Here is a 15,587-nt window from a genome sequence, read left to right on the forward strand (position 1 = left end):
TGCTTATTCCATGGCCAAGGCGGTGTCGGACCCGAGCCAGACGTACAGGTCGGGGTTCTGGGTCAGCATGTCGTCGGTATCGGTGGTGGTGCTGGCGATCGCCTGGGTCCCGGCGGTGCCTGAGGGTGCCGATTCGCCCGGCCGCAGTTGCAGGCCGATGCCGATCGCCAGCAACCCCGAACACGCGGTCGCCAATAACCAGTAACCGCGACGGTTGCGCGAGGGCGCAGTTGCGTGACGTGCCTGGCGCAGGCGTGCAAGCGTCTGCGGCGGCAGGCTGGTGAGCGCGGCGGTGTGCAGTTGACGTAGTTGCGCGTCGAACCGGGCCGGATCGTGGGAGCGGTTCACAGGAAATCCTCGAACTGTTTTTGCAACGCGTCGCGCGCACGCGACAGATGGGTTTTGACCGAGCCTTCGGAGCAGCCCATCGCCTTGGCGGTGGTGGCCACGTCCAGCTCTTCCAGCACGCGCAGCGTGAACGCTTCGCGCTGGCGCGCCGGCAGGCTGCGCAGGGCCTCGACCAGGCGCTGGTAGGCCTGCTGGTGTTGCTGTTGGTCGACCGGACCGGTGCCGGGGTCGGCCCAGTCGATGGTGCCTTCGTCGTCGGAACGTTCGGCCGGCGCCCAGAATTTCAGGCGGAAGGTACGCCGCCGCTGCAGGTCGATGATGCGGCTACGCAGGATGCTCCAGAACAGCGGCGTCCATTCGGCGGCCGGGCGCTCGCGGTAACCAAGCAGCTTCACCATGGCGTCCTGCACCGCATCCAGCGCGTCTTCGCGGTGACGCAGGCCGGCCTCGGCAAAACGGAACGCACGCGGACCGATGCCGGCCAGAAAGGCATCCAGCGACACGGGCGCAGTGACGGCCGGTGGAGAGAGCTGCGGATCGAAAGGGGTTCCCACCAGCACAGCGTAGCTTCCGCGGAGACGATACAACGTCAACGGACGGGGGTGGATTCGGTTGACACGCCTGCGCGCTGTCGCCGCGCGGATGGGCGGCCGTGCGCACGCCGTGCTCCAGACGATGCGCAGAGGCGATCAGCCGTGTGCTGTCTTTCACCGGCGGTGGCGGCACGGGCGAAGATCGGCCGCCCCGTCGCCGCTGGCGATCGCTGCCGTCGATCCGGCAGTCAAGACCAACTGATCTCAGCTGCTCAGCGCGCCGCCCACCACCCCAGCACCAGCGCCGCGAGATAACAGGCCAGGTCGAAACCGCTATTGGCCAGCTGCAACAAGGTCCAGGCCAGGCCGGCGCCCATCTTCTGCGCCGAGGTCCATGGGTCCAGTCCCAGCGAGCCGCCAAGCTGTGCGGACGCAATGCCCCAGTTGGCACCGACGATCACCAGGACCGTGGCCACCAAGGTAATGCCGATGCGCACACTGCCGGCGCGCAACGTGCCCAGGCGCAGCATCCAGGCCACTTCCAGCGCGACCAGCAGCGCCATCCAGCCGGCCTGATGACCAAGCGCAAGGGCGATGAGCATCCAGGCGATGAGGGCGGTGACGCATCCCAGCAGCAGGAGCGGGGGCCAGAGCCAGTGGGCGGTTCTGGCGGACGCGGTGGTGGGCGGCATTGGAGCTCCTGACAGTGCGCACATGATAGAGCGCGTGGCGCGTTTTGCGCTGCACTGCCGGTGTGAGCCACGATGGCTGCAGATGACTGTGTTTCAGATGGAATGCAGCGTCGGCGGCACGACCGGCAGCGGCATCGCCGTGGTCGGCTAGAATGGCCGACTTGCGCGCATCCGCCGCGGCCCCATATCCAGCCCATGTATTCCCGTAGCAGCGAACCCGTCCAGTTCGAACGCGATTGCGATGCCGTCATGGTGCCGCAGGGCGATTCGGTGACCCTGCCCGCAGGCAGTTACGGCTATATCACCCAGGCGCTGGGCGGCAGCTATACCGTCTTTGTCGAAGGCAACATGTTTCGCATTGCCGGCAAGGATGGCGATGCGATCGGCAAGGAGGCCCCGCCGGGGCTGGAATTGCCCGCCAATGCCAGCGATGAAGAGGTGGAAGCGCTGGTGTGGCAGCAGCTGCGCACCTGCTTCGACCCGGAAATCCCGTTCAATATCGTCGATCTGGGCCTGGTCTACGAGGCGGTGATCAGCCATCGCGAAGAAGACGATCAGCGCCGGGTCGACGTCAAGATGACCCTCACCGCGCCCGGTTGCGGCATGGGCGAGATCCTGGTCGACGACGTGCGCAGCAAGGTCGAGATGATTCCGACCATCGCCGAGGCCGATGTCGAGCTGGTCTTCGACCCGCCGTGGGGCCGGCATATGATGTCCGAAGCGGCCCGTCTCGAGACCGGCATGCTCTGATCGTCAGGCGCCATGTCGAAGAGGTGGCGCCGCGTCCTTTCGCCCGCCATACAGGAAACTTCCGGTGTCCGTGTCCTTCGCTTCCACCCGTTCCCCGTCGCCGCGCAGTGCCGACGAGCTGTCCGTGATCCTGGCCGCGCCCGGCTTCGGGCTGCACTTCACCGACCACATGGTCGCCATTTCCTGGACCAACGAGCTCGGTTGGCACGACGCGCAGGTGCGCGCGTATGGCCCGCTGCAGCTGGATCCGGCCGCCTCGGTGCTGCATTACGGCCAGGAAATCTTCGAAGGCATCAAGGCCTACCGGCATGCCGACGGCTCGATCTGGACCTTCCGTCCGCAGTCCAATGGCGAACGCCTGCAGCGCTCGGCGCGCCGGCTGGCGCTGCCGGAACTGCCGGTCGACCTGTTTGTCGAATCGCTGCGCCAGCTGGTGGCGGTGGATGCCAGCTGGGTCCCCTCGGCGCCGGAAACCAGCCTGTATTTCCGCCCGTTCATGATCGCCGACGAGGCGTTCCTGGGCGTGCGTGCGGCGCACAAGGCCTCGTACTACGTCATCGCAAGTCCCGCCGGCCCGTATTTCGCCAAGGGCGTGGCGCCGGTGTCGATCTGGTTGTCCACCGAGTACGCGCGTGCGGCCAAGGGCGGCACCGGTGCGGCCAAGTGCGGCGGCAACTACGCCGCCTCGCTGCTGCCGCAGCAGAAAGCCTATGCGCAGGGCTGCTCGCAGGTGCTGTTCCTGGACCCGGTGGAAGGCAAATACATCGAAGAACTGGGTGGCATGAACGTGTTCCTGGTCTACAAGGACGGCACGTTGGTGACGCCGGAATTGTCCGGCAGCATTCTGGAAGGCATCACCCGCGACAGCATCCTGCAACTGGCCCGCGACCGCGGCATGCAGGTGATCGAGCGCAAGGTCGCCATCGACGAATGGAAGCAGGGCGTAGCGTCGGGCGACATCACCGAGGTGTTTGCCTGCGGCACTGCGGCGGTGGTCACCCCGATCGGCGAGCTGAAGGGCGATGGCTTTGCGGTCGGCGATCTGTCCGCGCCAGCCGGCGAGGTGACCATGTCGCTGCGCCAGGAACTCACCGATATCCAGTACGGGCGTATCCCTGACCGCCATGGGTGGTTGGTGCGTTTGTCGTAAGCCGACACATTTGTCAAAAAGGGCCCCCGCATGTCAGTGCGGGGGCCCTTTTTTTGTTTGCGAGACAACAAAAGGGAGGATTTCGACAGGAATCGGGTCGAATTCAGCATGAATTACCTGTGGTTAATGTCACATAAACGTAATTTGATTAATGAAATTACCAACTGCGTATTGTCCAGTCCGGTTTAGTTGGTATAGGTTCGCTGAACGGATCGATAACAGGGGTGATCCGGGACTCCGGATCTTCGCCCAAGGCGGCGTTTCCGGAAACACCGCTTCGGCGGTTATCTTGACTGGAAGGGAATTCAATGATAAACGAGACGTTTCGTCTGCGTCACCATGCGCTCCGCTCCGCATCCTGGGTGTGTCGGCACTCACCTCGCTGCTGCTGGCAACGCCGGCCTTTGCAGGCGAGGTTTACTTAGATGGCCTGGCCACCGCACAGACGCATCAGAAATTCATCGTGACCTACAAGGACGGCAGCACCGCGCTGGCCAGCCCCACCGCCTTGAGCACTTCGCTGCGAGACGCTGCACGCGCGGTTCCGGCCAAGGCCGGCAAGGCACTGGGCTTGAACTCGGTGCGCCGCCTGGCGCTGGGACCGGAGCTGGTCCAATCCACCCGCGCGCTGGACCGTCAGGAAGCAGAAACCCTGATGCGCCAGCTGGCCGCCGACCCCAACGTGCAGAGCGTGGAAGTCGATCAGATCCTGCATGCCACGCTGACCCCGAACGACACCCGCCTGTCCGAGCAGTGGGGCTTCGGCACCACCAACGCCGGCCTCAACATCCGCCCGGCCTGGGACAAGGCCACCGGCACCGGCGTGGTGGTGGCGGTGATCGATACCGGCATCACCACCCATGCCGACCTCAACGCCAACATCCTGCCTGGCTACGACTTCGTCAGCGACGCGACCGCTGCGAGTGACGGCAATGGCCGCGACAGCAACCCGGCGGACGAAGGCGACTGGTATGCCGCCAACGAATGCGGCACCGGCATTCCGGCCTCCAATTCCAGCTGGCACGGGACCCATGTGGCCGGCACGGTGGCTGCGGTGACCAACAACAGCACCGGCGTGGCCGGCACGGCCTTCAACGCCAAGGTGGTACCGGTGCGCGTACTGGCCAAGTGCGGCGGCTCGTTGTCGGATATCTCCGACGGCATCGTCTGGGCCTCGGGCGGCACGGTCAGTGGCATTCCGGCCAACGCCAATCCGGCCGAAGTCATCAACATGTCGCTCGGCGGCGGCGGCGCCTGTTCGTCCACCCTGCAGAACGCGATCAACGGCGCGGTCTCGCGCGGCACCACCGTGGTGGTGGCGGCCGGCAACGATTCGGCCAACGTCTCCGGCTCGTTGCCGGCCAACTGCGCCAATGTGATCGCGGTGGCTGCCACGACCTCGGCCGGTGCCAAGGCCAGCTTCTCCAACTTCGGTACCGGCATCGATGTGTCGGGGCCGGGTCAGGCGATCCTGTCCACGCTCAATAGCGGTACCACCACCCCGGGCAGTGCCAGCTACGCCTCTTATAACGGCACCTCGATGGCGGCGCCGCATGTGGCCGGTGTAGTCGCGCTGGTGCAGTCGGTTGAGCCGACCGCGTTGACGCCGGCAGCGGTGGAGACCTTGCTGAAGAACACTGCACGTGCGCTGCCTGGTGCTTGTTCGGGCGGTTGCGGTGCCGGCATCGTCAATGCCGATGCCGCAGTGACGGCAGCCATCAGTGGCAGTAACGGTGGTGGCGGTGGCGGAACCGGCAACACGCTGACCAACGGCACCCCGGTCACCGGCCTGGGCGCTTCCACCGGCGCGGAGCTCAACTACACCATCGCGGTTCCGGCCGGCAGCGGCACGCTGACCGTGGCGATCAGTGGCGGCAGCGGCGATGCGGACCTGTACGTGCGTGCCGGCAGTGCGCCGACCGACAGCACCTACACCTGCCGCCCGTACCGCAGCGGCAATGCCGAGACCTGCACCATCAGCGCGCCCTCGGGCACCTACTACGTGCGCGTCAAGGCTTACAGCACGTTCTCCGGTGTGACCCTGAGAGCCAGTTACTGAGGCCCGCGTCGGCACTGCCTGGCCGTTGTCAGGCAGTGCCGGCCCGCCGCCCCGTAGCCGCGGTACCCCATCAGCGATGTATCGCCCACGTCTGCCATATCGGCAGGCGCAGGGGATGTCATGTACCCGACGCTGACCCCGAACGACACGCGTCTATCCGAGCAGTGGGGCTTCGGTACCACCGCATCGAGCATCAACGTACGTCCGGCCTGGGACACCGCCACCGGCACCGGCGTGGTGGTCGCAGTGATCGACACCGGCATCACCAGCCATCCGGATCTCAACGCGAACGTACTGCCGGGTTACGACTTCATCAGCGACGCGGCGCGGGCGCGCGACAACAACGGCCGTGACAACAATGCCGCCGACCAGGGCGACTGGCGCGCTGCCAATCAGTGCGGGACCGGCGTGCCGGCAGCCAATTCCAGCTGGCACGGCACCCACGTGGCCGGCACGATTGCCGCCGTCACCAACAACAGCACCGGCGTGGCCGGCACCGCGTTCAACGCGCGCATCGTGCCGATCCGTGCGCTGGGCCTGTGTGGCGGCACCACCTCCGACATCGCCGATGCGATCGTCTGGGCTTCCGGCGGAATGTTCTCGGGCGTTCCGGCCAATGCCAATCCGGCTGAAGTGATCAACATGTCGCTGGGCGGCAACGGTACGTGTTCCAGCACCTACCAGAACGCCATCAACGGCGCGGTTTCGCGCGGCACCACCGTGGTGGTGGCCGCCGGCAACAGCAATATGGATGTCTCCACCAGCGTACCAGCCAATTGCCCGAACGTGATCGCGGTGGCGGCCACCACCTCGTCCGGCGCCAAGGCCAGCTTCTCCAACTTCGGTAAGGGCGTGGATATCGCCGCGCCCGGGCAATCGATCGTGTCCACGCTCAATACCGGCACCACGGTACCGGGCAACGCGGCGTACGCGGTATACAGCGGCACCTCGATGGCGGCGCCGCATGTGGCAGGCGTGGTGGCGTTGATGCAGTCGGTAGCACTGAATCCGCTGACCCCGGCAACGGTGAAGGCTCTGCTCAAGAGCAGCGCACGGCCACTGCCGGTCGCCTGCACCCAGGGCTGCGGGGCAGGGCTGGTGAATGCCGATGGCGCGGTGACGGCGGTGATCGATTCGACCACCTTGACCAGGGATGTGGCACGCACCGGGCTGAGCGCGGCGCTCTCCGATTCGTTGTATTACCAGGTCAACGTGCCGGCCGGCACGCGCTCGCTCAAAGTGACGCTTGCCGGTGGCAGCGGCAATGCCGACCTCTCCGTGCGGGCGGGCGCGCTGCCCACCGATGCTGCCTACAGCTGCCGCAGCATGCTGCCGGGCAATGGCGACAGCTGCACGCTGGCCGCGCCCGCGGCGGGCATCTATTACGTGCGCTTGAAGGCGACGCTGGGCTTTTCTGCGGTCAGCGTCACTGCGGCGTATTGAGCGATCCCGGCGCGATGGTGTTGCCGCGCCGGGCAGATGCTGAAACCTCTGGATCGCGAGCACTGGTCAGCGCACGTGGACGTGCGCTGCGACGTCGGTCAGAGGTCGCAGTGGTCGACTGCGATGCACACGGTAGGCACTGGGTTCTCAGTGTCGGCCGCGCGTACCGACCGGTGCGCGCGGCATCGTGGTGTATGCGCTTACTCGCACAGCAGACAGGCGCGCCCAGTCAGTGCGTGCAACAGCTGGTCGCCCGGCAATTCCAGCAATAAACCGCGTTGCCCTGCGTTGATCCACAGCGACGGTGCATCCAGCGCGGTGGCTTCGATCAGCACAGGCGCCGGGCGTTGCTGCCCGAGCGGGCTGATGCCGCCGACCTTGTAACCGGTGCGACGTTGCGCATCGGCCACCTCCATCATGCGCGCCGACTTGCCGCCGTATGCGTTGGCCAATTTCTTCAACGACACCCGGCGATCGCATGGGATCACCACGCACACGGCCTGGTCGTCGACCCAGGCCATCAGCGTTTTCAGCACCGTATGCGGCGCCAGCCCCAGCGCGTTGGCCGCTTGCAATCCCTTTGCGGCGGCATCGGCCTGGTACGCGTAGGGATGCAGCACATAGGCCACGCCGGCTGCGTCCAATGCTGCGGTCGCGCGGGTCGCCTTGCTCATCGCTTCAGAGCGACTCGAAGCGATTGGCAGCGACGTTCTTGCGCACGTTTTCCGGGTTCCAGATCCGCCCGTTCATGGTGATATACACGCCGGCCGGCAGCGACTGCACGGCGCCGACTGCGCAGCCGATATTGAATTCGGCATCCGAGCCGCGGAAGCGCGCCGGGTTGAGCGCGCCGGTCATCACGATGGTCTTGTCGGCGATCGATTGCAGCACCTTGCCGGTTTCCACCATCGAATCGGTGCCGTGGGTGATCAGCACATGGCGCGTCGGCTGGGCGGCAATGGTGGCGCGCACCAGCTCGCGGTCGGCAGCGTTGATGTGCAGCGAATCCTTGCGGATGATCGGGATCACCGAGAAGCGGAAGGTCACGCCCAGTTCCTTGAGGATCTGGCCGATCTGCGGGTCGCCGATCTGGTAGTCCGATTTGTCGTCGAAGTAGATCTTGTCGATCGTGCCACCGGTGGTGACGATCAGGAGGTCTTCCATTGCTGGGAATCCTTAAAGCGGGTGATGCAGTGTGAGATGCAAACGAGACGTCCCATGCTGCGATGAAGCAGGCGGGCGACGCAGCATCGGCGCGGTATAAAACGCGCGAGGGTCGCCATGATACGACCCCGGCGCGCGCGCTGCAGGACGCCGGGCTAGCCCGCCGCGCGCCGCTTGCCGAACCGTGCCGCCACGCCCGGGCCGCTGACCAGCGCCACCACCAGCAGGGCCAGCAGCAATTCCAGCCACGCCAGCCCACGCGCTTGCGGCTGGCTCCATGCCGCCATCACGCCGTGACTGAACCAGCCCAGCGCGAACACCCCCGCCCAGAACCGCGCGCGCGCACTGCGCAGCGCCAGCGCGGCCATCAGCGCCGGCGGCAACGCGAACACCAGCAGTGCCGCGGTGCGATGGCGGTCGTCGTGAAACCAGACCACGAACACCACCGCCAGCGCCAGCAGTGCGGCGGTCAGCATCCAATGCAGGGCGCGCAGGCTCATGGGCTGGCCAGCCGCCGCGCGATATCGGCGACCCGGCGGCCGAGCGCGCGCGCCAGCAGGGCTTCGTCGTCACTGGGCTGCGGGTCGCCGCCGGCGCCGGACACATGGCTGGCGCCATAAGGCGTGCCGCCGCTGGTGGTGTGGCTCAGCGCAGCTTCGGTAAACGGAATGCCGACGATCAGGCAGCCGTGATGCAACAGCGGCAACTGCATCGACAACAGCGTGGATTCCTGGCCGCCGTGCATCGAGGCGGTGGAGGTGAACACGCCTGCCGGTTTGCCGGCCAGGGTGCCGCTGGCCCATTCGGCGCCCAGGCTGTCGAGAAAATGCTTCATTGGCGCGGCCATGTTGCCGAAGCGGGTCGGGCTGCCCAGCAGCAGCCCGCTGCAGTCGGCCAGATCGGCCTTGTCCACATACGGCGCGCCATCGTCCGGCACCGGCGGGGCGCTGGTTTGGGTGACCGCCGCCACCGGCGGTACCGTGCGCAGCCGCGCGCTCATGCCGGGCACTTCGCCGATGCCGCGCGCGATCTGCCGCGCCAGCCGCGCCACCGAACCGCCACGGCTGTAATACAGCACCAGAATCTCCGCCATCGCGCATCTACCGCTTGTGAGTTGCCGCAGTATCGGCGATGGCGTGGTCGGGCTGCACGCCGCAGGTGCGACAAGGCCGCGATGACGGCGCATCGGGTACCCTTGCGCGATGTCGCGTGTGAACAAACTCCACCAATGGAAAGAACGTCTGCGCGACCGCGCGCGGACGGTCAGTTTCGGCCGTTTCCTGTGGCGCCGCTTTCTCGATGACCGCCTGTTCCAGGCCGCCGCGTCGCTCGCCTACACCACGGTATTCGCGCTGGTGCCGTTGGCGATCGTGGTATTCGGGGTGCTGTCGGCGTTTCCGGCCTTCAACGAGTGGAAGGACGCGCTGACCGATTTCATCTTCAACAACTTCGTGCCCGGCGCAGCGCGCTCGGTGCAGAACTATCTCAACCGTTCGCTGGAAGATCTGGGCAAGTTCACCGTGGCCGGTATGGTCGCGCTGGTGGCCTCGTTGCTGATCACCCTGCACAGCATCGAGCAGACCTTCAACAGCATCTGGCGGGTGGCCGCCGCACGACCGAAGGTGACGCGCTTCCTGATCTATTGGACCGTGCTGACCCTGGGCACGATGCTGGCCGCCGCCTCGATGGCAATGGCCGCGTATGTGTTCGCGCTGCCGCTGTTCCGTACCACCGAAGGCCAGTGGCTGGCCGAATTCGCCTGGCGGCTGGCGCCGATGGCGGTGGAGTTCGTTTGCATCGTGCTGATCTACCGTGTGGTACCGCAGCATGCGGTGCGCCTGCGACATGCGCTGCCGGGCGCGCTGCTGGCGGTGATCCTGATGGAGATCGTCAAGTGGGGCTTCGGTTTTTATCTGGGCAATTTCCAGACCTATCAACGCATCTACGGCGCGTTGTCGGCGCTGCCGATCCTGCTGTTGTGGATCTATCTGAGCTGGGTGTCGGTGTTGCTGGGCGCGTCGTTGGCCTCGTCGATGGCGGCGTTCCGCTATCAACCCGAAGCCATGCGCCTGCCGCCGGGCTTTGAAATCTATGGCTTGTTGCGTTTGCTCGGCCGTTTTCGCCAGGCGCGTATCCACGGCAACGGTCTCGACGAAGACCGCATCCTGGCGCTGGAACCCATGCTCACCGACACGCTGATGCAGGAGCTGCTGTGCGAGCTCAAACGCATCCGCCTGCTGCGCCGCGACGAACGTGGGCATTGGTTGCTGGCGCGCGATCTGGACGTGGTGCCGCTGGCCGAACTCTACGAAAGCTGCCAACTGCGCGTGCCGATCGAAGACCGCCCGTTGCCGTGTCGCGACGATGCCTATGGCCAGGCCGCCGCCGCTGCGCTGGAACAATTGCGTCAACCGCTGCGCAGCGTGCTGGCGCAACCGGTCGGCGACCTCTACACCCATCTTCCCGGAGATCTTCCATGACCTTGCGCCTTGTGCGCGGCGCCTGTGCGCTGCTGTTGCCGCTGTTGTTGATGACCGCCTGCAAGCCCACCGGCGAGGGCGCCCCCGCCGCCGACACCGGCACTGCGCCTGCAGCGACCCCCCAGGTGCCGGACAAACCGGCCGCAGCCGCAGACCCGGCAACTGCGCCCGATACCTCGGTGGTGCAGCAGACCGCCGAGATGCCGAAGTTGTCGCTGCCTACCGTCACTGGCGAGGCCTACGACCTGGCTGCGCATCGCGGCAAGTGGGTGGTGGTCAATTTCTGGGCCACCTGGTGCGCACCGTGCCTGAAGGAGATGCCGGAGCTGTCGGCGCTGCACACCATGCGCGACAGCATCGAAGTGGTGGGCCTGGCCTACGAAGACATCACCAGCGCCGACATGCAGGCGTTTCTGAAAGATCACCCGGTGTCGTATCCGGTGGCCATTCTCGACCCTTACCAGCCGCCACAGGACTTCGCCACGCCGCGCGGCTTGCCGATGACCTATTTGATCGGCCCGGATGGCAAGGTCGCCAAGCAGTTCCTCGGCCCGGTCACCGCGCGCGATATCGAAACCGCCGTGGGCATCACCGGCAAGGCCGGCTGATGCAGGCGGCGCGCTTCGTCGTCACCGGGGTGGTGCAGGGCGTGTGGTTCCGCGCCTCCACCCGCGAACGAGCGCTTGCACTGGGCGTGCGCGGACATGCGCGCAATCAGGCGGACGGCAGCCTGGAAGTGATCGCCGCCGGTACCGATGCCGCGTTGAACGCGCTGGAAACCTGGCTCTGGCAGGGCCCGCCAGCGGCCAAGGTCGCGACCGTTATACGCACGCCTTGCGCGATGCCGCCGACTGAAGACTTTGTAACTGGCTGAGCATTCGCCGTTGGAGCAGGGCAACAGACTTGCATGGCCTCGCCGATAACCTTCTCAACGCGATCACAGCGTGCAGGGGGAATGTATGGCCGCTCCATCTCAAGACCGCAATGACAGGCACGTGTCGCCTGCACACCGCAGCAACCGTCAACTGACGCAGCTCGCGCCGTGGTTGTATCTCGGCGTGCTGCTGGGCAGCGGCTGGTTGTTGTTCCTGCAACCGCAGACCCGCGTGCTGCAACCCGAGCAAGCGGCGACGAGCTGGCTGCTGGCCTGGATCTTCGGCGGCATAGTGATTGGCGCGCTGCTGTGGAGCCTGCGGCTGGCGCGCGACGGCCTGGGCCAGGCGTCTTCGGCCAGCTATCCCATGTCTGCACGCCTGCCCGATTCGTGGACGGACGCCTACGCCGCCTTGCTGCGCCCGGCTAACGCTGCGCCGCTCTCCGCGCCCAAGCCCGACCCGGCCGATACCCAGCGCGGCGCGGCCTGGCACCGGTTCGGCGGCGGCATGCTCAGCGTGGAAAACTTCGATCCCAACGACGCCACCCGCGCGCCCTGGGACAACCTGGACGCGCAGACCTGCATCGCCCGTCTGGACGATGTGCGCCCGGCCTGGCAGAACGCCAGCGCCAACCGCGCGCTGCAGCAGGAGCGTCGCTACTGGCTGGATGTGGTGCTGTCGCTGCTCGATCACGGCGTCACCCGCCCGCTGCAGGACGGCTATCTACCCGATACCGCCACGCTGCGTACCGAGCGCTTCCTGCTCGGCGCCGACGCCGGCCCGATCGTGCTGGCCGATGTGCCGGCGTTGTTCGCACGCCGACTGGCACTGGCCATCGAGACCATGCCGACCCCGCAGCGCGAGGCCGCTGGCGTGCAGTGGCGTTTGCTACAGCAACTGCACGGTCTGGTCGCCGAAAGCCGCATGCTGGACGAGCGTTCGCAGGTCATCCAGGTGCTGGCGTGGAATCCGGACGTGGATCTGGATCAGGTCGAAGTGGCTTATATCCTGGCCGCCGAGTACCGCCAGGGCATGCGCGACTGGTTGCGCCGCGCCGCGCTGGTGCGTCTGCCCGACAGCGCACTGCGCCTGGACGAAGTGCTGCTGTCGTCCTGTAGCCCGCTCGGCGCGCAGGCCGACGACGTCGACTACATCGAGGCGATGCGTCCGCTGCACCGTGGTTTCATGCAACTGTTCAGTCAGCGCCTGAGCCAGTTGGTGCTGCAGGCCGAGCAGGCCGAGCGTCAGACCGGCCTGTATCCGTTGCCGCGGACCACCGCTGCCAGCGACGAACTCTCTCAGGACTGGCCGGCGTAATCGTCGATCGGTTCCAGCACGCCATAACGTTCCTTGTGCGGTTTGCCGTCCAACGGCGGCAGCTGCACTTTTTCTTCGGGCACCGCGGTGTCCGGCAGCCGATCCAGCAGGTCACGGATCAGGCTCAATCGGCCCAGCTTCTGGTCGTTGAATTCCACCAGCGTCCACGGTGCGTCCGGCGTATGCGTCACTTCGAGCATGCGCTCTCGCGCAACGGTGTAGTCGTCGTACTTGCTGCGTGACTGCAGATCCACCGGCGACAGCTTCCAGCCCTTGAGCGGATCTTCGTGGCGTTCGGCGAAGCGCTGTTCCTGCTCGGCCTGATCCACGCACAGCCAATACTTGAACAGCAAAATGCCGTCGTCGACCAGCAGTTGTTCGAAGCGCGGCGCCTGTTCAAGAAACGCCTCGTATTGGGCGTCTGTGCAGTAGCCCATCACCCGTTCCACGCCGGCGCGGTTGTACCAGCTGCGATCCATCAGCACCAACTCGCCGGCCGCCGGCAGATGCGCCACATAGCGCTGAAAATACCACTGCGTGCTTTCGCGATCGTTGGGTGTCGGCAGCGCCACTACCCGGCATTGGCGCGGATTGAGGTGGCTGGCGATGGTCTGGATCACACCGCCCTTGCCGGCCGTGTCGCGGCCTTCCACCAGCACCAGTGCGCGCTGGTTGGTATGCCGCAGCCAGCGCGCCATGTTGACCAGTTCAAGCTGCAGCGGTGCCAGCAGTTTTTTGTAGGCCTTGCGTTTCAGGTGCGACATGCGCGTTCCAACAGCGATGGAGCGCGCAGGCTATTCGCCCAGACGTGGACGCAGTGTCGCCAGATTGCAGGGCTTGGTGCGCGCATCCAGTTGTGCACGCACGATCTTTTCCCACGCCGTGCGGCAGGCCGAGGTGGAGCCGGGCAGGCAGAACACGAAGCTGTGATTGGCCAGGCCTGCGAATGCGCGCGACTGCAGCGACGAGGTGCCGATTTCTTCCACGCTGATGGCGCGAAACAATTCGCCGAACCCGGGCATGGTCTTGTCCAGCAACGGTGTGATCGCCTCCGGCGTGCTGTCACGGCCGGTGAAGCCGGTGCCGCCGGTGATCAGGATGCCGTCGACCTGCGCATCGGCAATCCAGTTCGAGACGATCGCGCGCATGCGGTAACGGTCGTCCGGGCATAACGCGCGTTCGTGCAGCAGGTGACCGTCGTGAGTGAGGGCCTCGACCAGATAATCGCCGGAGCGGTCATCGGCCAGGCTGCGGCTGTCGGACACCGTCAGCACGCACAGGTGCAAGGGAATGAAGTCGAGATTGGAAGGCATGCCGCCAGCCTAGCGAGCCTGGGAGGCCGGGTACAGCAGTACGGCGTGAAGCCACACAAAGTCAGTCGCAGTCGAGGATCCGCTGATACTGGCAATTAGCAACTGACAGTTCGTGGCAAATCGATAAGCCGCTCTCCCCGGGGGCGAGAAGGCACAGCTCGCGCGCCACTGGTGTGCGTGCCGCCGAGCGCCCACGCCGCAAGGTTGGACGCCCCTCTCCCTCCGGGAGAGGGGTTGGGGTGAGGGTACGTCTAGGGATGGTCTGATCAACGGCATCGGAGGATGAGCCTAACCACATCGACCAGGCTGACGGCGCTCAGATCCTCGATTTTTTTGCCGTTTCCGGCGCGTTTGCAGGGTGTTGCCCGGGTTACAGGCGCACGCTCCCCATCGTCGGCAGTAACTGCTTTCGCTTCATCCACAGGTTCGATAGCGCAAACAAGGTCAGCACCTGCGCGGTGTTCTTGGCCAGGCCGCGATAGCGGACCTTGGTGTAGCCGAACTGGCGCTTGATCACCCGGAATGGATGCTCCACCTTCGCGCGCACGCTGGCCTTGAAGTGTTCCCAACGTCTTTCCCGAGCACGCTCGCGTTTGTTGCCGAGGGCTTGCATCGTCGAGGGCCTGGCGGCGATGAAGAATGCAGCCTTGCAGGCCTGCAGTTCTTCGCGTTTGTCCGCACCGGTGTAGCCGCTATCGCCGAACACGCTGTCTTCTTTGCCATGCAGCAACGTGTGCATCACCGTGACATCGGCGACGTTGGCGGCTGTGCAATGGACGTGGTGCACCAACCCGGAAAATTCATCCACGCCGATGTGCGCCTTCATCCCGAAATACCACTGATTGCCCTTCTTGGTCTGATGCATCTCAGGGTCGCGCGCGTTGTCGGCATTCTTGGTCGAACTGGGCGCCGCGATCAGCGTCGCATCGACGATCGTGCCCGACCGCAGGCTCTGGCCCTTGCGCGCCAGATGCGCGTTGACCGCTTCCAGCATCCGCGCGGCAAGGCCATGGGTCTCCAGCAGGCGCCGAAAGTTGAGAATCGTGGTCTCGTCCGGAACGTTGTCCAAGCCACCGAGCTGGGCAAACCGCCGCAAGGTCGGGATCTCGTGCAGTGCTTCTTCCATCGCCGGATCGCTCAGCGCATACCACTGCTGCAGCAGATGAATCCGCAACATCGTCGCCAGTGCGTACGGCTGCCGACCTGGCCGGCCCGATACCGGATAGTGCGGCGCGATCAGACCGAGCAGTTGCTGCCACGGAACCACCTGCTCCATCTCGGCCAGAAAGATCTCGCGCCGGGTCTGCTTGCGCTTGCCCAGGCCCTCAGCGTCACCGAACGTCAGTTGCATGGATCACTCCTCAACATCAGGCGGGTAGTGTCGCGTATCTGTGGTGCGTTGTTCAGAGGTTCCCTAGGCGCGCCGTGTCAGTTGCCGGCTTCGGTAAGGGCGGCAGCGCGGC

At 65.7% G+C, this 15,587-nt stretch carries 17 protein-coding genes and 1 pseudogene; 8 read left to right on the forward strand and 10 right to left on the reverse strand.

From position 1 onward, the window contains the following. Window positions 1–3 precede the first annotated feature (3 nt). The 3 genes from NMB96_RS11025 to NMB96_RS11035 form a co-directional block, all read right to left on the reverse strand. On the reverse strand, window positions 4–348 hold the full coding sequence (locus NMB96_RS11025) for a hypothetical protein (RefSeq protein WP_006451760.1): 345 nt from the start codon (window positions 346–348) through the stop codon (window positions 4–6). Beyond that, window positions 345–908 carry an RNA polymerase sigma factor gene (locus NMB96_RS11030; RefSeq protein WP_074058743.1) on the reverse strand — a complete coding sequence of 188 codons (564 nt, stop codon included), beginning with the start codon at window positions 906–908 and terminating at the stop codon, window positions 345–347. Before NMB96_RS11030 ends, NMB96_RS11025 begins: the two co-directional genes overlap by 4 nt. Before the next feature lie 245 nt (window positions 909–1,153). After that, complete coding sequence (locus NMB96_RS11035; RefSeq protein ID WP_043909879.1) at window positions 1,154–1,573, reverse strand: hypothetical protein; 420 nt, start codon at window positions 1,571–1,573, stop codon at window positions 1,154–1,156. A gap of 195 nt (window positions 1,574–1,768) precedes the next feature. Here NMB96_RS11035 and sufT point away from each other — a divergent pair, with 195 nt between their 5' ends. The 4 genes and pseudogenes from sufT to NMB96_RS11055 form a co-directional block, all read left to right on the forward strand. Beyond that, complete coding sequence (sufT, locus tag NMB96_RS11040; protein WP_255086880.1) at window positions 1,769–2,323, forward strand: putative Fe-S cluster assembly protein SufT; 555 nt, start codon at window positions 1,769–1,771, stop codon at window positions 2,321–2,323. 64 nt (window positions 2,324–2,387) lie between these two features. Then, window positions 2,388–3,473 (forward strand): branched-chain amino acid aminotransferase, encoded by a 1,086-nt coding sequence (locus NMB96_RS11045; protein ID WP_043888970.1) that lies wholly within the window; start codon window positions 2,388–2,390, stop codon window positions 3,471–3,473. Window positions 3,474–3,828: 355 nt separating this feature from the next. Continuing rightward, complete coding sequence (locus tag NMB96_RS11050; RefSeq protein ID WP_255086955.1) at window positions 3,829–5,532, forward strand: S8 family peptidase; 1,704 nt, start codon at window positions 3,829–3,831, stop codon at window positions 5,530–5,532. A gap of 117 nt (window positions 5,533–5,649) precedes the next feature. Continuing rightward, window positions 5,650–6,975, forward strand: a pseudogene (locus tag NMB96_RS11055) (S8 family peptidase); the annotation flags it as partial. Between the two features lie 200 nt (window positions 6,976–7,175). On the opposite strand, the gene ybaK reads toward NMB96_RS11055, so the two are convergent. The 4 genes from ybaK to wrbA all read right to left on the reverse strand — a co-directional run bounded on the left by ybaK (window position 7,176) and on the right by wrbA (window position 9,232). Next, window positions 7,176–7,649, reverse strand: a complete 474-nt coding sequence (gene ybaK / locus NMB96_RS11060) for a Cys-tRNA(Pro) deacylase (RefSeq protein ID WP_255086881.1) — start codon at window positions 7,647–7,649, stop codon at window positions 7,176–7,178. Window positions 7,650–7,653: 4 nt separating this feature from the next. Further along, window positions 7,654–8,139 (reverse strand): asparaginase domain-containing protein, encoded by a 486-nt coding sequence (locus NMB96_RS11065; protein ID WP_255086882.1) that lies wholly within the window; start codon window positions 8,137–8,139, stop codon window positions 7,654–7,656. Window positions 8,140–8,294: 155 nt separating this feature from the next. Next, the gene (locus NMB96_RS11070) at window positions 8,295–8,639 is read right to left on the reverse strand and encodes a DUF2069 domain-containing protein (RefSeq protein WP_255086883.1); all 345 of its coding nucleotides are present in this window, start codon (window positions 8,637–8,639) and stop codon (window positions 8,295–8,297) included. Beyond that, window positions 8,636–9,232, reverse strand: a complete 597-nt coding sequence (gene wrbA, locus NMB96_RS11075) for an NAD(P)H:quinone oxidoreductase (RefSeq protein ID WP_229010124.1) — start codon at window positions 9,230–9,232, stop codon at window positions 8,636–8,638. The genes NMB96_RS11070 and wrbA overlap by 4 nt, the downstream gene beginning before the upstream one ends. Window positions 9,233–9,341: 109 nt before the next feature. On the opposite strand from wrbA, the gene NMB96_RS11080 reads away from it, so the two are divergent. The 4 genes from NMB96_RS11080 to NMB96_RS11095 all read left to right on the forward strand — a co-directional run bounded on the left by NMB96_RS11080 (window position 9,342) and on the right by NMB96_RS11095 (window position 12,811). Further along, entirely contained in the window at window positions 9,342–10,619 is a 1,278-nt protein-coding gene (locus tag NMB96_RS11080; protein ID WP_115039888.1) for a YihY family inner membrane protein, read from the forward strand. Then, window positions 10,616–11,227 (forward strand): TlpA family protein disulfide reductase, encoded by a 612-nt coding sequence (locus NMB96_RS11085; RefSeq protein WP_255086884.1) that lies wholly within the window; start codon window positions 10,616–10,618, stop codon window positions 11,225–11,227. The genes NMB96_RS11080 and NMB96_RS11085 overlap by 4 nt, the downstream gene beginning before the upstream one ends. Next, window positions 11,227–11,493 (forward strand): acylphosphatase, encoded by a 267-nt coding sequence (locus NMB96_RS11090; RefSeq protein ID WP_255086885.1) that lies wholly within the window; start codon window positions 11,227–11,229, stop codon window positions 11,491–11,493. The genes NMB96_RS11085 and NMB96_RS11090 overlap by 1 nt, the downstream gene beginning before the upstream one ends. Before the next feature lie 85 nt (window positions 11,494–11,578). Beyond that, the gene (locus NMB96_RS11095) at window positions 11,579–12,811 is read left to right on the forward strand and encodes a hypothetical protein (protein WP_255086886.1); all 1,233 of its coding nucleotides are present in this window, start codon (window positions 11,579–11,581) and stop codon (window positions 12,809–12,811) included. Here NMB96_RS11095 and ppk2 read toward each other — a convergent pair. The 3 genes from ppk2 to NMB96_RS11110 all read right to left on the reverse strand — a co-directional run bounded on the left by ppk2 (window position 12,793) and on the right by NMB96_RS11110 (window position 15,475). Further along, on the reverse strand, window positions 12,793–13,575 hold the full coding sequence (gene ppk2, locus NMB96_RS11100) for a polyphosphate kinase 2 (protein ID WP_255086887.1): 783 nt from the start codon (window positions 13,573–13,575) through the stop codon (window positions 12,793–12,795). The two genes, NMB96_RS11095 and ppk2, sit on opposite strands and share 19 nt — an antisense overlap. A 30-nt stretch (window positions 13,576–13,605) precedes the next feature. After that, window positions 13,606–14,124, reverse strand: a complete 519-nt coding sequence (moaB, locus tag NMB96_RS11105; protein WP_023902806.1) for a molybdenum cofactor biosynthesis protein B — start codon at window positions 14,122–14,124, stop codon at window positions 13,606–13,608. Between the two features lie 370 nt (window positions 14,125–14,494). Next, the gene (locus NMB96_RS11110; protein WP_183086603.1) at window positions 14,495–15,475 is read right to left on the reverse strand and encodes an IS5 family transposase; all 981 of its coding nucleotides are present in this window, start codon (window positions 15,473–15,475) and stop codon (window positions 14,495–14,497) included. Window positions 15,476–15,587: the final 112 nt, after the last annotated feature.

Source organism: Xanthomonas hortorum, assembly GCF_024339125.1.
In the GTDB taxonomy this organism is placed as follows: Bacteria; Pseudomonadota; Gammaproteobacteria; order Xanthomonadales; family Xanthomonadaceae; genus Xanthomonas; species Xanthomonas hortorum.

Bases quoted from the DNA above. Each gene is read 5' to 3' on its own strand.
- NMB96_RS11035 (WP_043909879.1), bottom strand. From the start codon at position 1,573: ATGCCGCCCACCACCGCGTCCGCCAGAACCGCCCACTGGCTCTGGCCC.
- sufT (WP_255086880.1), top strand. From the start codon at position 1,769: ATGTATTCCCGTAGCAGCGAACCCGTCCAGTTCGAACGCGATTGCGAT.
- ybaK (WP_255086881.1), bottom strand. From the start codon at position 7,649: ATGAGCAAGGCGACCCGCGCGACCGCAGCATTGGACGCAGCCGGCGTG.
- NMB96_RS11065 (WP_255086882.1), bottom strand. From the start codon at position 8,139: ATGGAAGACCTCCTGATCGTCACCACCGGTGGCACGATCGACAAGATC.
- NMB96_RS11070 (WP_255086883.1), bottom strand. From the start codon at position 8,639: ATGAGCCTGCGCGCCCTGCATTGGATGCTGACCGCCGCACTGCTGGCG.
- wrbA (WP_229010124.1), bottom strand. From the start codon at position 9,232: ATGGCGGAGATTCTGGTGCTGTATTACAGCCGTGGCGGTTCGGTGGCG.
- NMB96_RS11080 (WP_115039888.1), top strand. From the start codon at position 9,342: ATGTCGCGTGTGAACAAACTCCACCAATGGAAAGAACGTCTGCGCGAC.
- NMB96_RS11085 (WP_255086884.1), top strand. From the start codon at position 10,616: ATGACCTTGCGCCTTGTGCGCGGCGCCTGTGCGCTGCTGTTGCCGCTG.
- NMB96_RS11090 (WP_255086885.1), top strand. From the start codon at position 11,227: ATGCAGGCGGCGCGCTTCGTCGTCACCGGGGTGGTGCAGGGCGTGTGG.
- NMB96_RS11095 (WP_255086886.1), top strand. From the start codon at position 11,579: ATGGCCGCTCCATCTCAAGACCGCAATGACAGGCACGTGTCGCCTGCA.
- ppk2 (WP_255086887.1), bottom strand. From the start codon at position 13,575: ATGTCGCACCTGAAACGCAAGGCCTACAAAAAACTGCTGGCACCGCTG.
- moaB (WP_023902806.1), bottom strand. From the start codon at position 14,124: ATGCCTTCCAATCTCGACTTCATTCCCTTGCACCTGTGCGTGCTGACG.
- NMB96_RS11110 (WP_183086603.1), bottom strand. From the start codon at position 15,475: ATGCAACTGACGTTCGGTGACGCTGAGGGCCTGGGCAAGCGCAAGCAG.